This window comes from Microbacterium paludicola, from assembly GCF_039529675.1.
Classification (GTDB): domain Bacteria; phylum Actinomycetota; class Actinomycetes; order Actinomycetales; family Microbacteriaceae; genus Microbacterium; species Microbacterium paludicola.
The window spans coordinates 1-12,444 of the sequence record NZ_BAAANG010000033.1 but is presented as its reverse complement, the minus strand read 5'-3'; the positions used below and the strand labels follow the sequence as shown (position 1 = coordinate 12,444).

At 66.2% G+C, this 12,444-nt stretch carries 9 protein-coding genes; 3 read left to right on the top strand and 6 right to left on the bottom strand.

Annotation, left to right across the window (positions count from 1 at the left end; translation table 11 throughout):
• A partial coding sequence (locus ABD161_RS13320) for a hypothetical protein (RefSeq protein ID WP_344003845.1) occupies window positions 1-197 on the top strand: 197 nt, incomplete at its 5' end.
• On the opposite strand, the gene ABD161_RS13315 is transcribed toward ABD161_RS13320, so the two are convergent.
• From ABD161_RS13315 to ABD161_RS13305, 3 genes are all read right to left on the bottom strand, one after another.
• Window positions 194-1,312, bottom strand: a complete 1,119-nt coding sequence (locus ABD161_RS13315; RefSeq protein ID WP_344003842.1) for an acyltransferase family protein — start codon at window positions 1,310-1,312, stop codon at window positions 194-196. The two genes, ABD161_RS13320 and ABD161_RS13315, sit on opposite strands and share 4 nt — an antisense overlap.
• An 812-nt stretch (window positions 1,313-2,124) precedes the next feature.
• Entirely contained in the window at window positions 2,125-3,324 is a 1,200-nt protein-coding gene (locus ABD161_RS13310) for an acyltransferase family protein (RefSeq protein ID WP_344003840.1), read from the bottom strand.
• Window positions 3,321-4,271 carry a glycosyltransferase gene (locus ABD161_RS13305; protein WP_344003837.1) on the bottom strand — a complete coding sequence of 317 codons (951 nt, stop codon included), beginning with the start codon at window positions 4,269-4,271 and terminating at the stop codon, window positions 3,321-3,323. The genes ABD161_RS13310 and ABD161_RS13305 overlap by 4 nt, the downstream gene beginning before the upstream one ends.
• A 362-nt stretch (window positions 4,272-4,633) precedes the next feature.
• Between ABD161_RS13305 and ABD161_RS13300 the strand changes: the two genes are divergently transcribed.
• A complete protein-coding gene (locus ABD161_RS13300) occupies window positions 4,634-5,866 on the top strand; it encodes a polysaccharide pyruvyl transferase family protein (RefSeq protein WP_344003835.1) in 1,233 nt (410 codons plus the stop codon).
• On the opposite strand, the gene ABD161_RS13295 is transcribed toward ABD161_RS13300, so the two are convergent.
• The 3 genes from ABD161_RS13295 to ABD161_RS13285 all read right to left on the bottom strand — a co-directional run bounded on the left by ABD161_RS13295 (window position 5,850) and on the right by ABD161_RS13285 (window position 11,333).
• Window positions 5,850-7,304 carry a lipopolysaccharide biosynthesis protein gene (locus ABD161_RS13295; protein WP_344003832.1) on the bottom strand — a complete coding sequence of 485 codons (1,455 nt, stop codon included), beginning with the start codon at window positions 7,302-7,304 and terminating at the stop codon, window positions 5,850-5,852. The two genes, ABD161_RS13300 and ABD161_RS13295, sit on opposite strands and share 17 nt — an antisense overlap.
• Before the next feature lie 25 nt (window positions 7,305-7,329).
• Window positions 7,330-9,399 (bottom strand): acyltransferase family protein, encoded by a 2,070-nt coding sequence (locus ABD161_RS13290; RefSeq protein WP_344003829.1) that lies wholly within the window; start codon window positions 9,397-9,399, stop codon window positions 7,330-7,332.
• A 71-nt stretch (window positions 9,400-9,470) separates the two neighbouring features.
• Window positions 9,471-11,333, bottom strand: coding sequence for a right-handed parallel beta-helix repeat-containing protein (locus ABD161_RS13285; protein WP_344003826.1), 1,863 nt, complete (start codon window positions 11,331-11,333; stop codon window positions 9,471-9,473).
• A gap of 257 nt (window positions 11,334-11,590) precedes the next feature.
• Here ABD161_RS13285 and ABD161_RS13280 point away from each other — a divergent pair, with 257 nt between their 5' ends.
• A complete protein-coding gene (locus tag ABD161_RS13280) occupies window positions 11,591-12,367 on the top strand; it encodes an HAD-IIB family hydrolase (protein ID WP_344003823.1) in 777 nt (258 codons plus the stop codon).
• Window positions 12,368-12,444 lie beyond the last annotated feature (77 nt).

The window sequence follows — 12,444 nt, the reverse complement described above, 5'->3', positions numbered from 1 at the left end:
TCCGAGTCCGACCTGTTTCAGTAAAGGTCGCCATCGGTGCGGTACTCGATGATGGCGAGACGTTGACGCCGATGAGTATGCAGCCGGTCGAGATGACCGCTTCGCAGTTCGCGGGGTTCGAGCTCGCCGTCCAGGTCGCGTGGGTGCAGGAGCAGATTGGTGCGAAGCGGGCGGAGAGCGCGCAGGCCGAGGCCTAACGGGCTGCGGTCGAGGGGAGCAGGGTGGTCGACTCGCCCGCGTGACTGAGCTTCTTGCGGAGCCTGGCCAGCGGGCGCTCGACCGACCTGTTCACTCCCCACGCGAAAAGGAACGTCGCGAGTGCAGCGATGCCGACCTCGACCTTGTGGGGCAGCTGCAGAAGGTGCTCGGCGGAGCGCAGGAACGGGACGTGCACGAGGTACATCACGTACGACAGCACCCCGAGGAACGCGATCGGTTTCCAGTTGAGGATTCGCCCCACCCAAGACGTCGGGCGGGTGATCACGTACGCGAAGATCGGGATGAGTGCGAGCCCCTGCACCGTGTACCCCCAGGTGTACGCCTCCGGGGTGTCCACGACGCGGACGAACATGAACGTTGCGAAGGCGACAGCGGAGATCGAGGCGAGAGCGGGGAGAAGCCACCGGGTCGGTAGCTTGAACTCGCCGTACACGGGGTTCAGCATGATCGCGAAGATCGCGCCGAGTAGGATCCCGTCGATGCGGGTATCGGTGCCGTAGTAGACCCGCACGGAACCCGCCCCGGCTTCGAAGATGAGCCAGCACCGCCATGCAAGGACGCCACAGCATACCGCTGCGAGCAGGATCGCCTGGTGGACGCGGTTCGGCAGGTACTTCCTGAGCAGGACGTACAGGAGCGGGAAGAGCAGGTAGTAGTGCTCTTCGACAGCGAGTGACCACAGCACGCCGAGGCCGTCCGGAATTCCTTCGAGCCCGGCGATCTTCCAGTAGTTGGCGAAGAAGAACGCCGAGGCCGCGAGCCCGCCTGCGGTGACAGGCGCAGTGAGTGCGCCCACTACGGTGAGGAGCACGCCGAGCGCGATCGCGATGTACATCGGTGGGAAGATCCGCAGCACGCGCCGCAGGTAGAAGTCCTTGAGGGAGATGCGGTCGAACCGGTCATGTTCGACACGCATGAGCGTGGTGATCAGGTAACCGCTGAGGAAGAAGAAGACGGTCACTCCGGTCCCGCCGCGCATGTCGCCGGGCAGGTGCGCGTGCGCCCAGAACACGATCCCCACAGACAGCGCGCGAAGCCCGTCAAGCGACGGGATGAGGCCCACTCGAGGCGCTGCAGTTCCTGCTGATGGCACCGATACAGCCTACGGGATACCAATCGTCCGACCCCGGCGTCACCATCCCGGGTCGCATACGGTTGCCCGATACCTGCGCGCAGATCTCACTAGCTGATCTATCGCGGCCCCGTCCCTTCACCGGGGGGGGTGCGTCGATGAGAGCAGCGCGGCAATGCGCCGATCCCGTGGCCGAACACCACGACTGGCCGCTCAGCGATCTCGTCGCGGTTCGGGCCGAGGAACCTCTCGGACCCGCGCGCGTCTACGAGCCACCTCGGCATCGACCTGATCGGCTTCCCGACCGTCCTTACAGTCACGGATGGACTTGTCGTCTTCGTCGGCTGGTAATCAGCGGTCGGCTGGGCGCCGATCACGCACCTCATCGTGTGGGTGTATTAAGACGGATTCTTCACCCGTAGCCTGAATGCTGACCCGCCACTGTCACGGTCCGCAGGTATGGCCGCGTGAAGGCCGACGACCCGCTCGTCGACAAGGGCTAGTCCGGCCTCTCGCAATCCTGGGAGGAGCATCTGCACCTCGACTCTCGGCCAGGCGATCGATCCACGCCATGTTGAAGCCGCTGAGCACCTAGAAGTGCGAGACTCCCACCATTCCCGAACTCAACGAGCCCTCGAAGCGGCTACCACTGTGATGCCAAGAACGAGGAAGGCGGCTACGGCCCGGATATCCGTCCACCAGTCGAGTCGAGACCGGTCATTCCGCGCGCCCACCCACACCATCTCGGTGGAGCACACTTCGATAGACAAGGGCGTGCTTTCGGCGCACCTCCGGCCACTCCCGCGCTGACAAATCCGGCGTCGAGCCCTCCGTCAGGCGCTTGGCCGCGTCGAGTGCCCGTCCGATGTCGCCCGCCTCCAGCGGCGGCGTGAACAGATGCACCCACCCCGCCCCGACCTCGTTCTGTAGCGCCGTCGTGGTCGATGTCTCGGGCACGAGCAACGGGCGGTCGAGGGAAAGGGCCACCAGTGCGGCGCCAGAACTGTGCAACTCGCGATACGGCAGCACGACGAGTTCAGCGCTCGTCCACGAGGTCGCAAGAGGCGCTCGGCGGGCGCCTCCACGACACGATGCAGGAGCCAAGCTCCAACACAAGTCAGCACGAGCGCTGCCGCGACGGAGACTGTCGCAGGCAGATGGAGGCGCATGGCAACGGCGTCGGTGCCCCAGAGCGCCAGGCCGTGCACAAGGTAGATGCAATACGACCACACTCCGAGCGTCACCATCGGCCGCGAACCGAAAATGTTCGCGCGCCCTTCCAGGTCGGATGCGGCGAGCGCAACCACCAGCAGTACGAACGGGATCAAGGTGATCGCATAGCGGCTGAGCGCCAGTGGCGCGAACGCGGCCACCGCGACCGCGAACGCGGCGAGTGGCACGGTCCACATGAGCGAGATTCGCGGGCGCCAGCCCCGTGAGAACAGCGTTCCGATCACCACGCCGACAACGAACTCCGGGATGCGTGCCAGCGGGAATATCCCGGTTGCCCACTGTGCGACATCGTCGGGAAGGCCGACCCCGACGACCGCGACGCAGGTCGAGACGACACCGGCGGCCACGCCCAGGAGCGTGAGACCCGCACCCTTGAGCCTGCGCGTCATGAGGCGAATCATCGGGAACGCCAGGTAAAAGAACGTCTCACACGAGAGCGACCAGAAGATCGCCTGAGCCGCGAAGTAGATGGCGGGGTCAGGTACCCACGACTGCAGCAGCGTGAGGGCTGCGAGGTCGGTGAACTCGAATCCGCTACGCACCGCGCGCCAGCCAATCACCAGGGCGCAAGCAACGAGGTATGCGGGATAGATCCTTGCGAATCGCTTGCGGTAGTAGCGCCATGCGCTCTCGCCCGGGCGATCGGTCCACGCCATGACGAAGCCGCTGAGCAGGTAGAAGAGTGAGACGCCCACCATTCCCGAACTCAACGAGCCCTCGAAGCGGCTGCTGCTGTGATGCCAGAAGACGAGGAGGGCGGCTACCGCCCGGATGCCCGTCAACGAGTCGAGACGGGTCATTCCGCGCTGCCGCCCACACCATTTCCGCGGAGCACACTTCGATAGACGATGGCGTGCTTTCGCTGCACCTCAGGCCATTCCCGCGCTGACAAATCCGGAGTCGAGCCCGCCGTAAGGTCCTTGGCCGCGGCGAGTGCCCGTTCGATGTCGTCTGCCTCCAGCGGCGGCGTGAACAGATGCACCCACCCTGTCCCAACCTCGTTCTGCAGTGCCGTCGTAGTCGAGGTCTCGGGCACGAGCAGCGGGCGGTCGAGGGACAGGGCGACCAGTGCGGCGCCGGAACTGTGCAACTCGCGATATGGCAGCACGACGAGTTCAGCGCTCGTCAGCTCGTCCACGAGGTCTGCGTCAGGGATGAAGCCGAATCGAAGGGTGATGCGAGGATCCTCCTCGGCTGCACGCTCGATGAACGCGGCCAAACTGGGATCCATGGGTCGGCCGACTATCCGAAGGCTCGCTGACGGATCCTCCACCCGTCGAAACTGCTCGATTAGCGTGTCGACCCCCTTATAGGGTCTGATGAGCCCAAAGAAGATCACCCGGCCTGCGACGCGTTCACGGCGAGCATGTTGCGCGTACGGCACGTGATAGCTGCCGTGGGGTATCTCTGTCGTAGGGATCGACACGACACGGCCCGGCTCAGGCACGAGATGGATCTCATGGGCCGTCTGACGTTCGAACGCAATGATCGCTCGTTCCCAGTGCGGATCGTCAGCCGCGTCGTGGGGCCGGATGTTATGCAGGGTGCGGACGATCGGCGTGCGGGTCAGCCGCAGACGAAACAGCAGCAGCTTCGCCCTCAGGCGCGAGATCTTCGCACGAAACGAGTTCCCCGGCGAGACGAGCAGCTCCGGCCAGTGCAAGTGAAAGATGTCGTACTGCCGAAAGAACGCCGTCGGCCACGTGAAAAACCCGACGTCGATCCCTTCGCCGGCGGTAGCCGCCATGTGGGACGAGTACCGCGTGTCAGCGCCCGGAGCAGGCATCGAGTGCAGCACCCGGATCGGGCGGCTCACGCGGTGCGTGCGCCGCGGTGCAAGGTCGGCTCCCATGTGGCTCCCGTTCGGCAAAGACCAACATGCCGGCGTTGGCCGGCGCTGGCTCGGGCGTCCCGAGCAGCGTTCTCCACCTTACTTTGTAGGTTGCGGACGCTCCCGACAGCGGCATAGGCGAACACGCCCGCCGCCAGGCCGCTCGGGTCACGCCGAGAACCGTCGTATAGGCTCTCAGAGCCTATGCCGCCAGGCCGGACGGCCGGGGTGGCCGAGATGGGCACCCGTGGGTGTGGATACGCGCTGAGAGGATTGCTGTGCGACTTCGGACGATCCTGCGACTCGCCGTCGCCGACTACGAGCGCATCCGCGAGGCGGGCCTCGCGCGGCGCCTCTCTCGAGCTGCCGCCGCGGGTCCGCGCGCGGGGCACGTCCTGATCGCCGGCCCCGGCAATGGCAGCATCGGCGACGAGGCGATGTATGAGGCATTTGTCCGCGCGGCGGACGACGCCGTCACGGTGATCGCGCGCGAACCCGCCGACCTGCTCTGGCGTTCCGAATCGGCAGATGTGCGCTACGTCTACCTGCGCGATCTCGTATACGGGCGCCCGTCGCGCCACAGCAAGGACCTCCGCACGTTCATCGATCTCGTGGGCAGGGCACGGAGTCTCTCGGTGATCGGCGCAGACATCATGGACGGCGTCTACGACGAACTCGCTTCCGCGCGTCGATTCCGTCTAGCTGCGCTCGCGGCCTCCGCCGGCGCCGATGCACGGATCCTCGGGTTCAGCTGGAACAGTCATCCGACCAACCGCGCTTTGAACGCCATGCGTGCTGTCGGCGATCGCGTTCTCCTGCTCGCGCGCGACGAGGCCTCCGGACGGCGCCTGCAGGAGAACGGCGGCCACCGCGTGCAGACAGTCGCGGATCTCGCGTTCCTCACGACTCCCGACGCACCGCTGGCCGACGCGCGGCTTGACGCGTGGCTTGCCTCCGAGCGCGGTGCAGGGCGGCGTATCGTCGTCGTGAACGCGAACCCTCGCCAGGAGAAGCTGTTCCCTGGCCTCCGCACGCAGTACATCGCCTTGATTGAGCAGCTACGCGCCGACGGCTTTTCGTGCATCATCCTTCCGCACGACTCTCGAGGCGGAGCCCGCAGCGAGGAGTCGTATCTCGCGAGGATCGCGGCCGACGTCGGCTCCGAGCATGTCTACCTTGTCGAGAAGGCTCCGTTGCCAGACCAGGTGGTCGCAATCTCGCGCGAGGGCGAGATCGTCGTCTCCGGCCGCATGCATCTCGTCGTCCTCGCCAGCGTGGCAGGTCGCGCAACCGTCGCGCTCGAGTATCAGGACAAGTTCGCTGGTCTGTACCGTCTGCTCGGCTACGACGGCCGCGTCGTCCGCAGCGAGTCGGGAGAGTGGGATCTCGTCGCGGCGGTGCGAAAGGGACTCGAGAGCGCCCGGCGGTCCGAGTTGAGACTCGCGGACTCGTGGCCGACCGTGCTCGAGCGCTCGCGCCGCAATCTCCCGAGGATCAGCGCTTCCGAATGAGCTTCACGGTCGACAGCGCCGTGCGCAGGTCTTCGCGCAACGGCTTCACAACGAACACCGTCAGCGCGTAGACCGCCAGGTACGCGGCGGCACCGATCGCGAGAGCCGCGATCGCGCCCCAGCGCGACGACAGCTCGACGGCGAACCAAGCCACAGAAGTCGCCGGCACCGTCGCCGCGATCATCTGCAGCGCGCTGAGCAGCAACAGACGACTCGGGGCCGCAGCGGCCCTTCTGTACCAGATGAGAGAGATGACCCAGGTCGCGATGGTTCCGATCGTGAACCCGAGCGCGATCCCCTCGATGCCGAGCATTGACCCGAGAATTATGCCCACGACGAAGACCGGTGTGGAGACCAGATTCACGTAGAGGCTGATCTTCGTGGCTCCCCGCGACAGCGCGACCCAGTACGTCGGGTATCCGCACACGCGGATGATTCCCGCGAACGCGAGAATCTGGAAGATCGGGATCGCCTTCGTCCAGTTCTCCCCGAGCACGAGGGTGATGAGCGGATCGGCGAGAGCGATCGCGGCAGTGAGCGCCGGTACGACCACGATCAGCATGATCTTCTGCCCACGCACCAAGAAGGCGTTGTAGCGATCCTCATCGGATTGCAGCTTCGACAGGATCGGCATCGCGACCCGCGTGGACGGCGCGCTGATCTGATTCAGCGGATTGATGATGAGGTCAAAGGCGCGCACATACAGGCCGGTCGAGGCGGGCCCGAAACGCACACCGGACACGATCGTGTCGATGTTTCGGCTCAGGTATGCGACCATCTGCGCTCCCAGCAGATGCGCGCCGTAGCTGACGAGCGGTCGCATACCGTCGGTACGGCGTGGCAGGCCGGGCATCCAACGGGCGGCGACAACCACCATGACGAGCGCGAGCAGCGCCTGGCAGATCTGTTGCATGACGAGAGCCCAGAATGACCACCCCGTCGCGGCCAGCACGATTGCCAGCACGCTCGCCACGATCGGCGGCGCGGTCTCGACCACGGCCAGTGCGCGGAAGCGCAGACTGCGTGCCAGCGACGCCTTGTGCTGGGCCGCCAGGCCATTGAACACAAAGGTCGAGGCGAGAGCGAGCGCGACGCCTTGCAGCGCCACCTCGCCGTACAGCATGGCGATGAGCGACGACCCGAGCGCGACGCTCGAGCCGATGACGACACCGAGACTGGATGAGATCCAAAAGAGGTTGTCGCGCTGGGGCGTGGACAGGTCCTTCGCCTGTATGGAGGCGTTGGAGAGGCCGAGATCACGTACCAGTTCGCCGACGCCCACGATGGCCGTCACCATCGCTACGACACCGATCTCGCTGGGTATCAGCAACCGCGCCAGCACGACGAGCGTGATCATCTGCGTGCCAAGCCGGAGCAGCTGACCGAGTATCGTGATCGCCGCGCCGCGTGCGGCCGATCCTGCGAGCGAGCTCGTCACGCGTTCGTCCCGCTGTGTGTGTTCATCATTCCTCCGGGAGCCGCGGTTCGAGGGCCTCAGCGATGGCGGGCTTGATCGCCTCGAGGTAGTACATGCCGGGATGCAATTTGTCGCGACGCGTCAGCAGCCCGCGCGCGAGCGCGGGGCACTCGGATTCGACGCAGTACCAGTCGCCCGTGCTGACGTACTCGAACCCGTCGGTCTCCGCGTCGTAGGCACGCAGCGCCTCGTCCGACCGCGTCCAGCTCCCGGTGAGGTGTGAGATGCAATCCGCGGGCGCCGCGAGCGCCGTGTAGCACGAGTCAATCGACTGTTGCCACGGCGGCGGGGCGAGATAGATCGTGGGTGTAGGCGCGAGCTCCTCGAGCGCGCTCTGCAATCCGCTCCACCAGGCGGCGAACGAGATGGGTTGGGTGCCGCCGACCTTGATGTGCCTGGCCCACTGACCGGACACGAAAACGAGATCGGCCTCGTGCGCGGCTTCGATGCCTGCAGCCACGCGATCCGCACAGTGCTCGGCCGACGATTCGGCCGCGAGGACGATCGTGTTGAATTCGCAACCGTTCAAGGTCATCTGCCGCACGCGCCATCCGCGAGGCTCGAGGATCGAGGCGATCACCGGTAGGTATGAGTTAGCGATCGAGTCGCCCACAAGCACCGCGGTGCGCTCTCCCTCACCCCACCAGCAACCCTCCGGAGTGAACGTGGCGGGGTTCGCGCAACTCCACGTGAGTGGGTCGCCGTAGCCGCTGGCCGACATCTGATCCTGGATGTCATCCGGCCACTGCTCGGCAGCGATTGCCTGCGCCAGATCGCTCTGGACATCGGCCATGAGGTCACCCCTCGCCTCGGTCGAGCCGACTGATGGAGGCGGAGGCGAAGTGGGCGATCGCGATGGCACGATCGAGGCGACGACGAGCGTGGCCGCCACCCCCACCGCGCCGATGACGAGCGCGATGCCCGCGGGCCGGCGCTGGCGCGAGCGCCAGGCACTCCACGCCGTGGGCGACGCCTTCGGCGTCCACAGCGGCGAGCGGTGGATGGGGTTCTCGAACGCGTGATACGCGACAATCGCCGTTGCGAACGCCGTCAAAACGATCGCGATCTTGTCCCACGCGCCTGCGCGGGGGATCAAGGCGCCGATGAAGATGATCGCCGGGAAATGCCAGAGATAGAGGCTGTACGAGATATCCCCGATGTACACGGCGGCGCGGTTGGTCAACAGCGGATTCCCCCGCGCTTCCTCGCCAATGCCCGAGACCAGTACGAGTCCAGTCGCGACGGTGGGAAGCAGCGCCCCCGGCGCGGGCCACGTCGACGTCGAATCCACTACGAAGAGAGTCGCGACCATGCCAGCCAGGCCGACGTAGAGAAGAGTGATGCGAACCGGCTGCGTCATTCGTGTGAACAGCGGTGCGAGCACCGCGATCAGCGCGCCAAGTGCAAGCTCCCATGATCGAGTGAAGGTGGAGAAGTACGCCGGCGTCGGGTCGGCCACCGACTGCACGAGCGCCCAGATGAACGAGATCGCGATGATTGCACTGGCAGCCCAGCCGGCGACCACGCGGAGTCGCCGTGGCGTCACGGGGGTGAGCTTGGCGCATACCGTGAGCAACCCGAGCAGCAGCCACGGCCACACGAAGTAGAACTGCTCCTCAACCGAGAGCGACCAATAGTGCTGCAGCGGCGATACGGCGGCGTCGCGTAGGAAATAGTCGGTGCCCGCATGGAGGAAGTTCCAGTTTGCGGCGAACACGAATGCCCAGAACGCGTCCCAGCCGATTGCCGTCGCACGCTGGGCTGAGAAGAGCAGCCCGCCGATTACGGCGGTCACCGCCAGAGTCAGCGTCGCCGCCGGGAGGATACGCTTCGCACGGCCGGCGTAGAAGTGGAGGAACGAGATCGTGCCGGTCCGCTCGTACTGGTTCAACAGCATCGACGTAATCAGAAAGCCTGATATCACGAAGAAGATGTCCACTCCGGCGAAGCCGCCGTGTGGCCAGCCGAAGAGATGCTCGAGGAAGACGACCCCGACTGCGAACGCCCGAAGCCCCTGGATGTCCCGACGCTGACGGGACATGACCCGGCTCGTCACGCTCACTCCTCTCGCACCGCGGACGCCCGCGGCATACCCACGCGAGTCTATCGTCGGGGCTGTCGCCCCGATCACGACGCCGGAGCCCCGTCCGCGTCGCGCCAGACGGCGCCGTCGGAGATCACGAGGCGGCGCCGCTGGGGGTCGTAGGCAGGAGTACCGGCCTCGTAGCCGCTGGCGTCGCCGAGATCGTCGACTGATGCAAAGGGCTGCGGGGCGGCGCCTCCCTCGCCCACCGCAGCCGGCGCCGAATCGTCGCCGACGGATGCGTAGTTGCCCACCGCCGTGATGTCGGCTCCGCCTCGCCAGACGGTGCGGACGAGGGAACTCTTGAGCATCGCCTCGCGGTCCTCGAACACCGCATTCGCCGTCACGACGACGCGGCGCACCGTCTTGGCGTGAAGGGCTTTATCGCCAGGCTTGCCGATCGCGAAGTTCCACATCGGGCTGTCATTCGGTATCGGAGTACCGCCCGGCGTTCGCGGCAGCCCGATGCGCTGGAACGAGTTGCCGGTGACGAGTACGTCCTCGGCATCGCGTGCGACCGCGACGCCCGCGCGGTGCGCCCGCACGATGTTGTTGCCCACGATAACGATGTTGCGCGCCTTGCCCGGTTCACCGTTTCCGCCGCGGATGAGGATGCCGTACCCCTGGAACTGCTGCTTTCTGTCGTCGTGCCCCCGGTGGATGTCGGAGATGAAATTGCCCGTGATCGTGATGTCGCGCGGTCCGTCGTAGAGGTTGATGCCCAGCGCCCCGCACTGTACGACCGTGTTGCCCGTGCATGACACGTTCCGCGGCCCCGTCTCCCCGTTGAACCCACCGAGATGAATGCCGAAGTAGAACGACTTCACGATGATGTTGCCCGAGCAGGTGACGTTGCGGTTGCCCCGCGAGATCGAGACGCCGTTGTCGGCGGAGTACTCGATGCGATTGCGACTGAACCGCACGTTCTCGCAGTAGGTGAACCCGATATCGAGGCATCGGTAGGCGTAGCTGTCGTCGACCGCCGCAAGCCCCCGCACACCGCGGAGGTAGATAGGAAGGTCCTCGATGCCACGCAGACGCACGTTCTCGACGGATACATTCGTGAAGCGGAGCTCGCTCGACGACGCGGGGTCCCGATCGCCCATGACGTACACCGCGCGCATCACTCCGTCTCGGGCGTCGGCTGATCCCTTGAACGCACGCTCCGTCCGCGCGAACGCCCCCGTCCCCGACTCGATGCGATCACCATTCGCGTTGAAGTCGTAGAACGGTGCGGCGTCGAGGTCGCCTCCGTTAGCGAGTCCTCCGTCGAAGGTGATCCCGCGGATGGTGATGTCGGCCCCATCCTGATCTCCGATCGGTTCGCCGTCGGCATCGAGGGCGCCGGCGTTTCCGGCGAAGGCCACCAGCCGGGGCTGCGGACCCTGCGTCGTCACCACCGACCCGGATCGCGACTCGAAGACCACGTTGTACAGTCCGTTCAAAGCGACAGATGCGCCAAACCGATAGGTGCTGCGTGTCAGCAGCACCGTCCCGCCACCGGCCTTGGCGGCCGCCTCGGCCGCACGACGGATCGCCTGATCGTCACGGTCGCCTTCAAGGGCGTGGAGCTCTGGCAGAAAAATGCCGAGGTACTCCTGCAGCGACCGCGAGTCGAAGTCGCCCTTGAGGAGGGGCGACGGATCGCCGATGCCCTTCGCCGTCGGCTCCGCGATGTCGCGGACCAGGTCCGCGCCACCGCTCGCGACGAGTGCGCCGATCGCGCCGGCCCCGGCGCCAGCCGCGAGCGACGCGATCAGCAGACGGCGAGAGACATCTGCGGTTTCGCTCTCACCGTCGGCACCTCGCTCAATTAGATCACCATCGCGTCGGGTGCCGCCGACGTCATCCTCGGCCACCTGCGGCTCGGCCGAGGCATCCCGATCGCGCTGCCAGAACCAGCGCATTATCCCTGAACGACCCGAGACGGCACGCCAAGGCAGGTCGGGTTCGGCTTGAAGGGCCCGGCGGACAGGGTCATGGTCGGCATCTCGCTCCGGGTGATCTCGCGGGGCAGGTCGGAAGCGTCTAGGTCGCCCTCGACGTTACAGCGCGTCGCCGGGAACCGCCCGCGAGGGCTTACTTGAGGCCAGCGTGGGTTACGCGCCGCCCCTGACGCGGCCACCGTGCGGTTTCCCACCACACGCCGCTTAGGCTGGCGGGCGTGACTTCTTCCCCTCGTGTCGTGTCGTTCGATCTCGACGACACCCTCGCCCCGTCGAAGAGCCCCATCGACCCCCGCATCGGCGACCTGCTGATCCGGTTGGCCGAGCGCGTCGAGGTCGCCATCATCTCCGGCGGACAGATCGCCCAGTTCCGCGCCCAGGTCGTCGACCGCCTCCCCCACGCACCCGAGGCGCTGTCGCACTTCCACCTGCTTCCCACCTGCGGCACCCAGTACTACCGGTTCGACGGGGACGAGCTCGTCATGCTCTACGCGCAGGACCTCACCGACGACGAGAAGCAGCGCGCCCTCACCGCCGTCGAAGAAGAAGCCCGACGCCTCGGGCTGTGGGAGGCCGAGACCTGGGGGCCCATCCTCGAAGACCGCGGCTCCCAGATCACCTTCTCCGCCCTCGGGCAGGCCGCCCCCGTCGACGCGAAGAAGGCGTGGGACCCCACCGGGGAACGCAAGTCACTGCTGCGCGACGCTGTGGCCGACCGCGTCCCCGACCTCGAAGTCCGCTCGGGCGGATCGACGTCCGTGGACATCACCCGCAAGGGCATCGACAAGGCCTACGGCATGCGCCGCCTCGCCGAAGAGACCGGCATCCCCCTCGCCGCCACGCTGTTCTACGGCGACCGCCTCGACCCCGACGGCAACGACTACCCCGTCCTCGCCATGGGCGAGGTCGAATGCGTCAGCGTCACGGGATGGGAAGACACCGCCGACAAGCTCGACGCACTGCTCGAGACGCTGCCCGAGCGGGTCCGCCCCTAGGGCATGTCTGACAATTGCCGGGTCCAGGCGATGACGGCGTTGAGGATGACAGCGGCCCGGTAGGTGATCGCGAGTTT